9 protein-coding genes are annotated in these 14,106 nt (G+C 71.3%); 1 reads left to right on the forward strand and 8 read right to left on the reverse strand.

Features of this window, described 5'->3' with window-relative positions:
* Positions 1 to 4 precede the first annotated feature (4 nt).
* From O3X23_RS18980 to O3X23_RS18990, 3 genes are all read right to left on the reverse strand, one after another.
* The gene (locus O3X23_RS18980; RefSeq protein ID WP_269272614.1) at positions 5 to 1,033 is read right to left on the reverse strand and encodes a chitinase; all 1,029 of its coding nucleotides are present in this window, start codon (positions 1,031 to 1,033) and stop codon (positions 5 to 7) included.
* Positions 1,034 to 1,158: 125 nt separating this feature from the next.
* Complete coding sequence (locus O3X23_RS18985; protein ID WP_269272615.1) at positions 1,159 to 1,902, reverse strand: response regulator; 744 nt, start codon at positions 1,900 to 1,902, stop codon at positions 1,159 to 1,161.
* The gene (locus tag O3X23_RS18990) at positions 1,899 to 3,524 is read right to left on the reverse strand and encodes a sensor histidine kinase (RefSeq protein ID WP_269272616.1); all 1,626 of its coding nucleotides are present in this window, start codon (positions 3,522 to 3,524) and stop codon (positions 1,899 to 1,901) included. Before O3X23_RS18990 ends, O3X23_RS18985 begins: the two co-directional genes overlap by 4 nt.
* A 107-nt stretch (positions 3,525 to 3,631) precedes the next feature.
* Here O3X23_RS18990 and O3X23_RS18995 point away from each other — a divergent pair, with 107 nt between their 5' ends.
* Positions 3,632 to 5,053: a cation:dicarboxylate symporter family transporter gene (locus tag O3X23_RS18995; RefSeq protein WP_269272617.1), complete on the forward strand. Its 1,422-nt coding sequence runs from the start codon at positions 3,632 to 3,634 to the stop codon at positions 5,051 to 5,053.
* Positions 5,054 to 5,077: 24 nt separating this feature from the next.
* On the opposite strand, the gene O3X23_RS19000 is transcribed toward O3X23_RS18995, so the two are convergent.
* The 5 genes from O3X23_RS19000 to O3X23_RS19020 form a co-directional block, all read right to left on the reverse strand.
* On the reverse strand, positions 5,078 to 5,773 hold the full coding sequence (locus O3X23_RS19000; RefSeq protein WP_269272618.1) for a helix-turn-helix domain-containing protein: 696 nt from the start codon (positions 5,771 to 5,773) through the stop codon (positions 5,078 to 5,080).
* Positions 5,774 to 5,876: 103 nt separating this feature from the next.
* A complete protein-coding gene (gene glgB / locus O3X23_RS19005) occupies positions 5,877 to 8,474 on the reverse strand; it encodes a 1,4-alpha-glucan branching enzyme (protein ID WP_443047899.1) in 2,598 nt (865 codons plus the stop codon).
* 107 nt (positions 8,475 to 8,581) lie between these two features.
* Positions 8,582 to 10,039, reverse strand: a complete 1,458-nt coding sequence (locus tag O3X23_RS19010; protein WP_269272619.1) for a maltokinase N-terminal cap-like domain-containing protein — start codon at positions 10,037 to 10,039, stop codon at positions 8,582 to 8,584.
* Positions 10,040 to 10,254: 215 nt separating this feature from the next.
* Positions 10,255 to 11,955 carry a maltose alpha-D-glucosyltransferase gene (gene treS / locus O3X23_RS19015; protein ID WP_269272620.1) on the reverse strand — a complete coding sequence of 567 codons (1,701 nt, stop codon included), beginning with the start codon at positions 11,953 to 11,955 and terminating at the stop codon, positions 10,255 to 10,257.
* The gene (locus O3X23_RS19020; RefSeq protein WP_269272621.1) at positions 11,952 to 13,937 is read right to left on the reverse strand and encodes an alpha-1,4-glucan--maltose-1-phosphate maltosyltransferase; all 1,986 of its coding nucleotides are present in this window, start codon (positions 13,935 to 13,937) and stop codon (positions 11,952 to 11,954) included. Before O3X23_RS19020 ends, treS begins: the two co-directional genes overlap by 4 nt.
* Between the last annotated feature and the right edge of the window lie 169 nt (positions 13,938 to 14,106).

Consider the following 14,106-nt stretch of genomic DNA (forward strand, 5'->3'; position numbering starts at 1 on the left):
GGGATCAGCCGGTGTAGACGGCGAGCGCCTTGGTGAAGTCCCAGGCGTTCTGGGTGATGCCGCTGCAGGCGTCCGGGTCGGTGCCGGAGCCGCACTTGCGGTCGCGGTTGACGGACCAGTAGCTGACGCGGGCCAGGTGGTGGCTGGTCGCGTAGGAGACCATCGACTTGAAGTTGGCGAGGGTGACCTTCTCGCCGGCGCTGTCGGTGATGCCGTTCATCGAGGAGAAGCCGACCTTGCGGTAGGCCGCGTCCGAGGAGAGCCCGTAGGCACCGGCGACGTCGTTCTTCAGGCCGTCGACCGCCGACTTGGTGGTGGCGGCCATGTCGACGGCGCCCTGGTCGTAGTCGAACGGCATGACGGCCCAGGCGTCGGCGTTCAGGCCGGCGGCGGCGCCCTTCTTGATCAGGTCCTTGCCGTTGGAGTCGGGCCCCGTGGGGGTGGTGCCGAAGGTGATGTACACCTTCACGGCGCTGTTGTTGGTCTTGATGATCTTCAGGGCGTCCACGGTGCGCTTGCGGACCGTGGAGTTCTCGACCGCGGAAGCCTCGATGTCGATGTCGATGGACTTCAACTGGTAGGCGTTGATCACCTTCTGGTAGGCGCCGGCCAGTGCGGAGGCCGAGGTGCACTTCTCCTCGAGCTTGTTGCCGCTCCAGCCGCCGAAGGAGACGGTGACGTCGCCGCCCGCGTTGCGGATCGCGTTGATCGTCGACTGGTCGGTGCCGCCGGTGAGGGCGCGGGACCCGTCCCACTTGGGATTACAGCCGCCGTCGGAGAGCATGAAGGCCATCGTGAACTGCTTGATGCCGGTGGCCGACATCACGGACGTCGCGGACGGCGGGGTGCCCCAGCCGAGGTACAGGTAAGGGGCCGCCATGCCGCTGGGGAGAGCGGCGGCGGCCTGCGGGGCGGCCTTCGCGGCGGTGGGGGTGGTGGCCTGGGCGGTCGCGCCGAGCGCCGCCGCCGCGGCGAGTCCTGCGGTCGCGGCCAGCGCGATGCGGCCGCGGCGGGAGTGCGGGAGAAAGAGCATGGGGGAGAACTCCTAGCGTGTACGGGAGTTGGCTCTGGAACGCTGCGTGAACGCTAGTGGTCCCGCAACCCGACGACAAGAGATTGGTTAGGAAAGTTTCCTATTGCTGCGGGGAGAGCAGCCGTTCAGCTGCCGACGCGGCCGTCCCGACCCGGCCCCGGGGACCAGCGGTAGCTGAGCTCCGGTCGCCCCACCTGCCCGTACTGGGGGCTGCGCACCGCACGTCCGGTGTCCACCAGATGTTCCAGATAGCGCCGGGCGGTGATCCGCGAGACGCCGACGGCGGCCGCGGCCGCGTTCGCCGAGATCCCGTCGTCCGCCTCGCGCAGCGCGCTCGTGACGGCCTCCAGCGTCGGGCCGCTGAGCCCCTTCGGCAGCACGGGCGACTCCGGGCTGCGCAGCGACGCCAGCGCCCGGTCCACCTCGTCCTGCCCCGAGGCCTCGCCCCCGGCCAGCTCGCGGCGGAAGCGGGCCCACCGGTCGAGGCGGTCGCGCAGGGTCGGGAAGGTGAACGGCTTGAGCAGGTACTGGACGACGCCGGCGGACACCGCCTGCCGGACCACCCCCAGGTCGCGGGCGGAGGTCACCGCGATCACGTCGGCGGTGTGGCCGGCGGCCCGCATCGCCTGGACGACCTGCAGACCGTGCCCGTCCGGCAGATGGAGGTCGAGCAGCACCAGGTCCACCGGGTGCTGCCGGAAGAAGCGGAGCGCCTCCCCGCCGGAGTGCACCGTGCCGACGACCGTGAAACCGGCCACCCGCCCGACGTACAGCGCGTGGGCGGCGGCGGCGATCGGATCGTCCTCGACCACCAGGACGCGGCTGGTGCCGGCGCCGGGATTCTGTCCGGTCCTGGCGGTGTCGCTCATGTCCGTGCCTCCCGCTGCAGCGGCATGCGGACGGTGAACACCGCGCCGCCCTGGTCGTCCTGCCGGCCCAGTTCCACGGTGCCGCCGCCGCGCCGCGCGGCCTGCTCGACCAGGGCCAGGCCGAGCCCCCGCCCCTCGCTCTTCGTCGTCCAGCCGCGCCGGAACACCTCGCGCAGCACCTCGGGATCCACCCCGCGGCCGGTGTCGGTGACCTTCAGCAGCAGTTCGTTCCCTTCGGTGCGCGCGGTGACCGCGACCTTCGGGCGGCCCACGCCCTCGACGGCCGCGTCCAGGGCGTTGTCGACGAGATTGCCCAGGATCGTCACCAGGTCGCGCGCCGCGAACCCCTCGGGCAGGACGCCGTCGTCGATCCGGCTGTCGTCGGTGACGGTCAGCTCGACCCCGCGCTCGTTGGCCACGGCCGCCTTGCCCAGCAGGAGCGCGGCGAGAACCGGTTCGCCGACGGCGCCGACGACCTGGTCGGTGAGGGTCTGCGCGAGCTCCAGTTCGGCGGTCGCGAAGTCCACGGCCTCGTCGGCGCGGCCCAGTGCGATGAGCGAGACCACGGTGTGCAGCCGGTTGGAGGCCTCGTGCGCCTGGGAACGCAGCGCCTCCGCGAAGCCCCGCACCGAGTCCAGCTCGCCGGTCAGCGCCTGCAGGTCCGTGTGGTCCCGCAGGGTGACGACGGTCCCCCGGCGTTCCCCGCCGAGCACCGGTGAGGTGTTGACGACCACGACCCGCTCGGCGGTCAGATGCACCTCGTCGACGCGGGGCTCGGCGGCGAGCAGGGCGCCGGTGAGGGAGGCCGGCAGCCCGAGCCCGTCCACGTAGCCGCCGACGACCTCGCCGGTCAGGCCGAGGAGTTCACGGGCCGCGTCGTTGCAGAGCAGCACCCGGCGGTCGGCGCCGAGCAGGATCAGCCCCTCGCGCACCGCGTGCAGGGTCGCCTGGTGGTAGTCGTACATCCGGCTCAGCTCGCCGGCGGCCATGCCGTGCGTGTGACGGCGCAGCCGGGCGTTGGCGAGGTACGTGCCGAGGCCGCCGATCGTGAGCGCGGCGGCCGCGACGGCGAGGAGGACGACCAGTTGGCCACGCACCTCATGGCTGATCGCGTCCACCTTGATGCCGACGCTGACCAGCGCGACGACCCGGCCGCCGGGCCCGTCGCGCACCGGGGCGACGACCCGCACCGACGGGCCGAGGGTGCCGGTGTACGTCTCGCTGAAGGTCTCGCCGCGCAGGGCGCGCGCGGTGTGGCCGAGGAACGGCTCGCCGATCCGCTCGGGGTCGGGGTGGGTCCAGCGGATGCCGTCCGGGGCCATGATCGTCACGAAGTCCACCCCGGCGTCGGCCACCACCCGCTGCGCGTACGGCTGGAGCTCCGTGCTCGGATCGGTGCCGGGCGCCGCGAGGGCGGCCCGCCGGACGGCGGGGGAGTCCGCGAGCGACGCGGCCACCGCCCGCACCCGGCCGTCCGCCGCGTCCTCGGCCCTGCTGTGCGCCTGGACGTAGGCCAGTAGGGCGCACCCCGCGACCACGGCGGCCACGATCACCACCTGCATGGCGAACAACTGGCCGGCGAGGCTGCGGGGACGCGGGGGTGCGCGCCGGATGGTCGGCATGTCCCACAGTGTGCACGTCCCGCCGCGAACTCAATGAACGCAAACGTGACCCCGGTCACGCGGGCCGCGCATAGTCACCCCAGTTACGAAGACCTCGGGAGGCAGACGTGACAGCGCAGAGCCGCGATGTGACACCGCAGACACCGCAGATCCGCAAGAAGGACCGCACGCACTACCTGTATCTGGCAGTGATCGCGGCGGTCCTCGCCGGGATCGTGCTGGGGCTGGCCGCGCCGGGTGTGGCCAAGGAGTTCAAGCCGCTGGGCACTGGCTTCGTGAACCTGATCAAGATGATGATCTCGCCGATCATCTTCTGCACGATCGTGCTCGGCATCGGATCGGTCCGCAAGGCCGCCAAGGTCGGCGCCGTGGGCGGGCTCGCGCTCGGCTACTTCATGGTGATGTCGACGGTGGCGCTCGCGATCGGCCTGGTGGTCGGCAACGTGCTGCACCCCGGCAGCTCCCTGCACCTGACCACGGCGGCCAAGGCCGCCGGGCACAAGCAGGCGGCGGGCAGCGAGGGGACCGTCGACTTCCTGCTCGGCATCATCCCCAAGACGATGGTGTCGTCCTTCACCGAGGGCCAGGTGCTGCAGACGCTGCTGGTCGCGCTGCTGGTCGGCTTCGCCGTGCAGGCGCTCGGGAAGTCCGGGGAGCCGGTGCTGCGGGGCATCGGGCACATCCAGCGGCTCGTCTTCCGGGTGCTGGCGATGATCATGTGGGCGGCGCCGGTGGGCGCGTTCGGCGCGATGGCGGCGGTGGTCGGCGAGACCGGCACGGACGCGCTGAAGTCGCTGGCCGTGATCATGATCGGGTTCTATCTGACCTGTGCGCTGTTCGTGGTCGTCGTGCTCGGCACGCTGCTGCGGCTGGTCGCCGGAGTGAACCTCTTCGACCTGCTGAAGTACCTCGGCCGCGAGTTCCTGCTGATCCTGTCGACCTCGTCTTCCGAATCGGCGCTGCCGCGGCTGATCGCCAAGATGGAGCACCTGGGCGTCAGCCGTCCGGTCGTCGGTATCACCGTGCCGACCGGCTACTCCTTCAACCTCGACGGCACCGCCATCTACCTGACGATGTCCTCGCTGTTCATCGCCGAGGCGATGGGCGACCCGCTGTCGGTCGGTCAGCAGATCTCCCTGCTGCTCTTCATGATCATCGCCTCGAAGGGCGCGGCCGGGGTCACCGGCGCGGGCATCGCCACCCTGGCGGGCGGCCTGCAGTCGCACCAGCCCGCCCTGGTCGACGGGGTCGGCCTCATCATCGGCATCGACCGCTTCATGAGCGAGGCCCGCGCCCTCACCAACTTCGCGGGCAACGCCGTCGCGACCGTCCTGGTCGGCACCTGGACCAAGGAGTTCGACAAGGAACGCGCCGTGCGGGTCTTCGCCGGAGAGCTGCCGTTCGACGAGGCCACGCTGGTCGACGACCACGCGGAGGTCGCCCCGGGCGACAGTGACAGCGACGGTGTCGACCTCGGAAAGGCCGACCCGGTGCCGGCCCCCAGGGACCGCGAGACCGCACCGGCCTAGAGAACGGCCTGGGGAGGGAACGGCCTAAAGGTTCTGCAGGCCGCTCCAGAAGCGCTCGCTGACGGTGTCGAGGAAGGCCCGGCCGCTCTCGCCGCCCGACGCGGGCACGTCGTTGCCCCAGTTGAGGGTCGCGACCATCACGGACTGGTACTGCGAGTGCAGGCCGCGCAGCACCGCTTCGATCCGGTGCCGGGGCAGCGGTACCAGGGCCGTGACGGGTTTGACGTAGGCCTGCCAGCGGGACGCCACGGCTTCCCGCAGCAGTCCGTCCAGCCGCTTGTCGCCGCCGGTGACCGTCAGGAGTTCCGGCAGCGACAGGCCGAGCGCGTCGGCCAGCGCGGTGGTCTGCCGCTCGTTGCCGGTCCAGCGGCCCGTGACCTCCATGCGCTCGTAGTCGGAGATCGGCATGCCGATCGCCCGCGCGAGGTCGGAGGGGGCGACACCGCGGGCCCAGCGGTGTTCCAGCAGGGTGGTCGGCGTGCTCATGAGATCGGACGGGTCGCACCACAGGGCGCCGGCCAGAGCGGGCAGCTCGGAGGCGCGGGGCACGAGTTCACCGCGCTCCCAGGCGGCGATGGTCTCGGGCCTGACGGGAGTGCCGTAGGAGATCCACATGGCGTGGGCTATGTGGGAGTGGTTCATCCCGAGCTGGGCACGCAGCCGTCTGATCGCCGATGCGTCGAACGGCAGCCGGGGCGGATCAGAAGAGGGTCGGTGCACGGGGTCAGCGTAGGGGCGCTGGTCCCCCGTCCACATGGTACGGACCCCCGAACCGGGGGGCGTGAATGCGCCACCGGTTCGGAGGAACGTACGAGTGCGGAGGTCAGGCCGGTCGCAGCCAGACCGTGGCGAGCGGCGGGAGGGTGAGCAGGACGCTCTGCTCCTGACCGTGCCAGGGCGTCGCCTCGGGCTTGATGACCAGATGCCCGGTGCTACTGATGGGCGTGCCGCTGCCGCCGTACCGCGCGTCGTCGGTGTTCAGCACCTCCTGCCAGGCCCGGTCGGGAACGCCGACCCGGTACTTCTCACGGATCACCGGGGAGAAGTTGCTGACGCACACCAGCGGTTCGCCGTCCGCGTCGTAGCGCAGGAACGAGAAGGTGTTGTCGTCGGCCGCGCCGCCGTCGATCCAGGCGAAACCGCCCGGGTCGGTGTCGCGCTGCCAGAGCGCCGGCGTCGCGCTGTAGGTGCGGTTCAACTCCCGGACGAGATCGCGGACCCCGCGGTGGTCGGCGGCCGCCGGGTACGTCTCGTCCAGCACCCACCAGTCGGGCCCGTGGTCGTGCGACCACTCCGAGCCCTGCGCGAACTCCTGCCCCATGAAGAGCAGCTGCTTGCCCGGGTGCGCCCACATGAAGCCCAGGTACGCGCGGTGGGTGGCGCGCTGTTGCCACCAGTCGCCCGGCATCTTCGAGACGAGCGCGCGCTTGCCGTGCACGACCTCGTCGTGGGAGATCGGCAGCACGTAGTTCTCGGAGTAGGCGTAGACCATCGAGAACGTCATGTCGTTGTGGTGGTACTTGCGGTGCACGGGCTCCTTCGACACGTACTCCAGGGAGTCGTGCATCCAGCCCATGTTCCATTTCAGGCCGAAGCCGAGCCCGCCGGAGTCGGTGGAGCGGGTGACGCCGTCCCAGGCGGTGGACTCCTCGGCGATCGTCACGACCCCCGGGCAGCGCCGGTAGACGGTCGCGTTCATCTCCTGCAGGAACGCCACCGCGTCCAGGTTCTCCCGGCCGCCGTGCTGGTTGGGCGTCCATTCGCCGTGCTCGCGCGAGTAGTCCAGGTAGAGCATCGAGGCCACGGCGTCGACCCGCAGGCCGTCGATGTGGAACTCCTCGCACCAGTAGACGGCGTTGGCGACCATGAAGTTCCGCACCTCGGTGCGGCCGAGGTCGAACTCCAGGGTGCCCCAGTCCGGGTGCTCGGCGCGGTTGGGATCGCCGTGCTCGTAGAGCGGCGCGCCGTCGAAGCGGGCCAGTGCCCAGTCGTCCTTCGGGAAGTGCGCGGGCACCCAGTCCATGATCACGCCGAGGCCCGCCCGGTGCAGCGCGTCGACGAGGTGCTTGAAGTCGTCGGGGGAGCCCAGCCGCGACGTCGGCGCGTAGTACGACGTCACCTGGTAGCCCCAGGAGCCGCCGAACGGGTGCTCGGCCACCGGCATCAGCTCGACATGGGTGAAGCCCAGGTCAGCGACGTAGGTGGGGAGCTGTTCCGCCAGCTCGCGGTAGGTCAGACCCGGCCGCCAGGACGTCAGGTGCACCTCGTAGACGGAGAACGGCGCCTGGTGGACGGGGACCGCGGCACGCCGGGCCATCCACTCGGCGTCGTTCCAGGTGTACTGCGAGGACGTGACGATCGACGCCGTCGCGGGCGGCAGTTCGGTGCTGCGGGCCATCGGGTCGGCCTTGAGCGTGCGGCCGCCGTCCGGGCAGGCGATGTCGAACTTGTACGCCGTTCCCTCGCCGACGTCCGGCACGAACAGCTCCCACACGCCGGTGGAGCCGAGCGAGCGCATCGGGAAGCCGGTGCCGTCCCAGAAGTTGAAGCCGCCGGCGATCCGCACCCCGCGCGCGTTGGGCGCCCAGACGGCGAACCGGGTGCCGGTGACGCCCTGATGGGTCATCGGCCGGGCGCCGAGCGCGTGCCACAGCTGCTCGTGGCGGCCCTCACCGATCAGGTGCAGGTCCAGCTCGCCGAGCGAGGGCAGGAACCGGTACGGGTCCTGCACGGCATGTTCGCCGTCCTCGTACCGCACCAGCAGCTCGTACTCCGGGATCTCCCGCAGCGGGAGCACTCCCGCGAACAGCCCGTCGCCCTCGTCCAGCAGCTCCGCGCGCAACCCGCTCGCGGAGACGGCCACCCCGAGCGCGTACGGCCGCAGCACCCGGAAGAGCACCCCGCCGTCGACGGGGTGGGCGCCGAGCAGACCGTGCGGGTCGTGGTGCGCACCCTCCAGCAGCCGGCCGCGGTCCGCGTCCTCCAGCGGATCGGCCGGGCGTACGCCATGGCTCGCGACCCGCAGCGGAGCGGTCGTCCGGGGCGGCGCGGCGGGCGGTGAGACGGGCCGGGCCGGCGCGACAGGGGCCGGCGCGGCGGGAGCGGCGGGAGCCACCGGCGGCGCGGGGGTGGCCGGGGGAACGGGCCGGGGGGTGGTGATGGCGCCGGGGTCACGGGTCTCGCCCCGGGACGGCGGAACGGCTTCGGCGGCGTGCCGGGGAGTGCCTCCCGAGGCGGGCGGACGGGTCGCTCCGGACTCGTACCCCCGGGCGGCGGCCTCCGACACCGCAGGCGCCGGAGCGCGGGCGGGGGCGGGAGCAGGAGCGGGGGCGGGGGCGGCGGGGCGTCTCGCGGGGGCGGGCGCCGGAGCCGCTGTCGGTACCGGCGCGGGCGCCGCGGCGGCGGGCGGCACGGGCACCACCGGCCGGCCGAGCGGCGGCTCACCCGGCGCCTTCTCCTCCGGGGGTACGGCGGTGGGGGGCACGGCGCCGGGCGTGCCCGGCGTGAGGGGAGACGGGTTGCGCTCGGTCACGGTGTGATCCTCCTCGGAGGGGGGTTGGCGGCCAGACGATCGATGGCTGACATCGGGATGGGGAGCCAGGCGGGGCGGTGCCGGGCCTCGTACAGGACCTCGTAGACGGCCTTGTCGGTCTCGTACGCGCGTATCAGTACGGGCCGGTCGCGCGGGTCGGTGCCCGAGGTCGCGGCATAGCCCGCGCAGAACGCGTCCCGGTGGCGCTCCGCCCACGCGCCAGCCGTGGGAGCGGCCGGGTCGCGGTGCCGGGCCGCGTAGTCGAAGGAGCGCAGCATGCCCGCGACGTCCTGGACCGGTGGCGCGGGCAGCCGGCGCTCCGACAGCGGGCGCGAGGGCTCGCCCTCGAAGTCGATCAGCAGCCACTCGCGGCCGCCGGTGCGCAGCGCCTGGCCGAGGTGCAGATCGCCGTGGATGCGCTGGGCGGCCACCCGTTCCCCGGTGCCGCCGAGTTCCGACAGGTCGTGGAAGGCCGCCCGCAGCCGGGTGCGGTACGGGCGCAGCTCCGGTACTTCGGCCGCGGCGGTGTCCAGCCGCTGCGCCATGGTCGCCGCGATCAGCTGGATCCTGCGGCGGTCCAGCGAACCGGTGGGCAGCGCCCGGGCCAGCGCGGCATGGACCTCGGCGGTGGCGGCGCCCAGGGCGCGGGCGTCGGCGGTGAACTCCGTACCGTCGTCCATGGCCCGCAGGGCCAGCTCCCACCCGTCGGCCGAGCCGGGCAGGTAACGCTGCAGCACGCCGAGCGTCGCGGGTTCCGCGCCGATGCCGTCCGGGGCGCCGGCCCCCGGTGGTTGCAGCGACTCGAACCAGGCCGCCGGCGCCGCGACCCGCCGTGAGCCGTCACGGGCGAGGGCGAGGGAGAGTTCGAGGTCCGGGTTGGCACCGGGGGAGACCCGGCGGAAGACCTTGAGGATGTACTCGTCGCCGTAGATGACCGAGGTGTTCGACTGCTCCGCGGTGGACAGCCGTGGCGGCAGCCCGGCCGGGACGTTGGCCGCGGGTTCGGTGAAGAAGCGCAGCCGCCCGGTGCGGCCCGGGGCGCGGAGACGTTCCAGCAGCACCGCGGTGAGCCGTGGGTCGTGCAGCCCCTCGTAGACCGTCAGACCGTCGAGCGGCCCGCCGGTCGCCTGGCCGAGGGCGGCGGGCACGAGGGAGGGCGGCAGGAGGCTGCGGGTGCCGAGCAGCAGTTGGTAGCAGTCGGCTCGCTGGCCGTTCTGTTCCACGTCGAGCAGCAGGTGGAGCAGGCCCGGGGTGCCCGGGCGGCCGCCCACGGGCAGCAGTTCCGTCGCCGACACCAGGTCGAAGCCGGTGATCGGCCGGCCCTTGCCGGCGAACCAGCGCTGCCGCGGTAGCCATTCCAGCAGCAGTGGGCCGAGGGAGTGCAGCAGCCCGGGGGCTGTGGCCGGTGAACGGCCGGTGGTAGGAGAGGTGCGGGTCCAGGAGCTGTCCGACATGACGTCCTTTCCCCGGGGAATCGCGCACCCGCCCGGAAGCATGCGGCGGGGAGTGCGCGTAAGCCTCCCGGATGACGGGCGGTGGCTGTCCGGCGACACGGGGAGCCTGCCCCGGCCGGGTGACAGGAAACCGCCGTACGGGCCCGCCCGGAGAGTGTTCCGGGCGGGCCCGCGCGCCAGGACGGCCGAGGGGATCGACGCGCGGCCGGCGGCGCTTACACGGGATCGCGGCGCAGCCGGAACCAGTAGAAGCCGTGACCGGCGAGGGTCAGCAGGTACGGCAGTTCGCCGATGGCGGGGAACCGCACCCCGCCGATGAGCTCGACCGGGTGCCGGCCGCTGAACGTCCGCAGATCCAGTTCGGTGGGCTGGGGGAAGCGGGAGAAGTTGTGCACGCACAGGACGAGGTCGTCGCCGTACTCCCGCAGGAACGCCAGCACGGCGGGGTTGCTCGACGGCAGTTCCGTGAAGGAGCCGAGGCCGAAGGCAGGGTTCTGCTTGCGGATCTCGATCATGCGCCGGGTCCAGTGCAGCAGCGAGGAAGGGCTGCTCATCGCCGCTTCGACGTTGGTGACCTGGTAGCCGTAGACCGGATCCATGATGGTCGGCAGGTAGAGCCGGCCGGGGTCGCACGAGGAGAAGCCCGCGTTGCGGTCGGGCGTCCACTGCATGGGGGTGCGGACCCCGTCCCGGTCGCCGAGCCAGATGTTGTCGCCCATGCCGATCTCGTCGCCGTAGTACAGGATCGGCGAGCCGGGCAGCGACAGCAGCAGTGCCGTGAACAGTTCGATCTGGTTGCGGTCGTTGTCCAGCAGCGGGGCGAGGCGGCGGCGGATGCCGATGTTGGCCCGCATCCGCGGGTCCTTGGCGTACTCCGCGTACATGTAGTCGCGCTCTTCGTCGGTGACCATTTCGAGGGTCAGCTCGTCATGGTTGCGCAGGAAGATGCCCCACTGGCAGGTCTGCGGGATGGCCGGGGTCTTGGCCAGGACTTCCGAGACCGGGTAGCGCGACTCGCGGCGCACCGCCATGAAGATGCGCGGCATCACCGGGAAGTGGAACGCCATGTGGCACTCGTCGCCACCGGCCTGGAAGTCGCCGAAGTAGTCGACGACGTCCTCAGGCCACTGGTTGGCCTCGGCGAGCAGCACGGTGTCCGGGTAGTGCAGGTCGATCTCGGCGCGGACCCGCTTCAGGAACCGGTGGGTCTGCGGCAGGTTCTCGCAGTTGGTGCCCTCCTGCTGGTAGAGGTAGGGCACCGCGTCGAGCCGGAAGCCGTCGATTCCCAGGTCGAGCCAGAACCGCAGCGCGGCCAGGATCTCCTCCTGGACCTGCGGGTTCTCGTAGTTGAGATCCGGCTGGTGGGAGAAGAAGCGGTGCCAGTAGTACTGCTTGCGCACCGGGTCGAAGGTCCAGTTGGACGTCTCGGTGTCGACGAAGATGATCCGTGCGTCCTGGAACTCCTTGTCGTCGTCCGCCCAGGTGTAGTAGTCGCCGTACGGGCCGTCCGGGTCGGAGCGGGACTGCTGGAACCACTCGTGCTGGTCACTCGTGTGGTTCATGACGAAGTCGATGATCACGCGCATGCCGCGCTGGTGCGCCGCGTCCACGAACTCCACGAAGTCGGCGAGGTCGCCGAATTCCGGGAGCACCGCGGTGTAGTCGGAGACGTCGTAGCCCCCGTCACGCAGCGGCGAGGCGAAGAAGGGCGGCAGCCACAGGCAGTCCACCCCCAGCCATTGCAGGTAGTCGAGCTTGGCGGTGATGCCCTTGAGGTCGCCGACACCGTCACCATTGCTGTCCTGGAAGGACCGCACGAGGACTTCGTAGAACACCGCCCGCTTGAACCAGTCGGGATCTCGGTCCTTTGCCGGTGTGTCCTCGAAGGTGTCAGGAACGGGTTCGTTGACGATCAACTGAGTGACCCTCCGATCGAAGGAGACGGTCGCAGATGAACGATGTGCGCGGGCGTACAGCCCGGTTCGAGGCGCACATAGTTTTCCCTGCCCCAGTGGTAGGTCTCGCCGGTGAGCTCGTCGCGCACCGGGACGGACTCGTGCCATTCCAGGCCGAGTTCCGGCATGTTCAACGAGACGGTGGCCTCCTGGGTGTGGTGGGCGTCGAGGTTGACGACCACCAGTACGACGTCCTCGCCGCTGCGTTTGGAGTACGCGAGCACCGCGTCGTTGTCCGTGGGATGGAACGCCAGGTCACGCAGCTGTTGCAGGGCCGGATGGCGGCGCCGCAGCCGGTTGAGCCGCGTGATGAAGGGGGCCAGCGAACGTCCTTCCGCCTCGGCCGCGGCCCAGTCGCGGGGACGCAGTTCGTACTTCTCGGAGTGCAGGTACTCCTCGCCGCCGTGTCGTACGGCGTCGCCCTCGCACAGTTCGAAGCCCGCGTAGACCCCCCAGGTGGGTGACATCGTCGCGGCCAGCACGGCACGCACCTCGAACGCCGGGCGGCCGCCGTGCTGAAGGTACGCGTGCAGGATGTCCGGCGTGTTGACGAAGAAATTCGGCCGCATGTAACTTGCCGCGTCACCGGACAGTTCGGACAGGTAGTCGGTCAGCTCCTCCTTGGCGGTGCGCCAGGTGAAGTACGTGTACGACTGCTGGAAGCCGATCTTCCCCAGGGTGTGCATCATCGCCGGCCGGGTGAACGCCTCGGCCAGGAAGATGACGTCGGGGTCGGTGCGGTTGATGTCGGCGATGACCTTCTCCCAGAAGACCACCGGCTTGGTGTGCGGGTTGTCGACCCGGAAGATCCGTACGCCGTGCTCCATCCAGTACCGCAGCACGCGCAGCGTCTCGTGCACGATGCCGGGCATGTCGGCGTCGAAGGCGATGGGGTAGATGTCCTGGTACTTCTTCGGCGGGTTCTCGGCGTAGGCGATGGTGCCGTCGGGCCGGTGGGCGAACCACTCGGGGTGCTTGTCGACCCAGGGGTGGTCGGGGGAGCACTGCAGGGCGAAGTCGAGGGCGATCTCCAGCCGCAGCTCACGGGCCCGCTGCACGAAGAAGTCGAAGTCCTCGATGGTGCCCAGGTCCGGGTGGACGGCGTCGTGCCCGCCCTCGGGCGAACCGATCGCCCAGGGGCAGCCGACGTCGTCGGGGCCCGCGATGAGACTGTTGTCCGGGCCCTTGCGGAAGGCGCTGCCGATCGGGTGGATCGGCGGCAGGTACAGGACGTCGAAGCCCATGGCGGCGACGGCCGGCAGCCGTTCGGCCGCGGTGCGGAAGGTGCCGGAGACCGGCGGGCGGCCCGCCTCGACGACCGCGCCCTCGGAGCGGGGGAACAGCTCGTACCAGGAGCCGAAGAGCGCCCGTTGCCGCTCGACCTGCAGGGGCATCGGGCGGGAGGCGGTGACCAGCTCCCGCAGCGGGAAGCGGTCGAGGACGGCGGTGACCTCGGGGGTGACGGCCGCCGCGTGCCGGTGCGCCGCAGTCCTGCTCTCGTCGAGCAGCACGTCGACGGCGGCCAGCACGGCGGCCCTGCCGTCGTTCTTGGGCACTCCCGCGGCGGCCTGCTCGTGCAGCCGGGCGCCTTCGGTGAGAACCAGTTCGGTGTCGATCCCGGCCGGGATCTTGATGCCGGCGACGTGCCGCCAGGTGGCGACCGGGTCGCTCCAGGCCTCCACCGTGTACGTCCAGCGGCCTTCGGCCGGCGGGGTGACGTCCGCGCCCCACCGGTCGCTGCCGGGAGCCAGCTCCCGCATCGGGGTCCAGGGTCCCGAACGGCCGTTGGGGTCGCGCAGCACGACGTTGGCTGCGACCGCGTCATGGCCTTCGCGAAAGACCGTGGCAGTGACCTGGAAGGTCTCGCCGGCGACCGCCTTGGCGGGTCGGCGGCCGCAGTCCACAAGCGGGCGGACGTCGAGGACGGGGATACGACCGATCATTTCCTCACCTGGGAGCGCTGGTGGATGGACAGGAGAAGGATGCTCCGGAGGCTGCTTGCGCCGACGGGCGGCGGCGCGGCGAGCAGCTTCCTTGCGTGCTCCCGCTCTTTGTATCTGCTCCTGTGGATGTGTTCTCGCGTGCATGGCCGCTCCTGTCCGCGTTCACTCG

The organism is Streptomyces sp. H39-S7 (assembly GCF_027158205.1).
Taxonomy (GTDB): domain Bacteria; phylum Actinomycetota; class Actinomycetes; order Streptomycetales; family Streptomycetaceae; genus Actinacidiphila.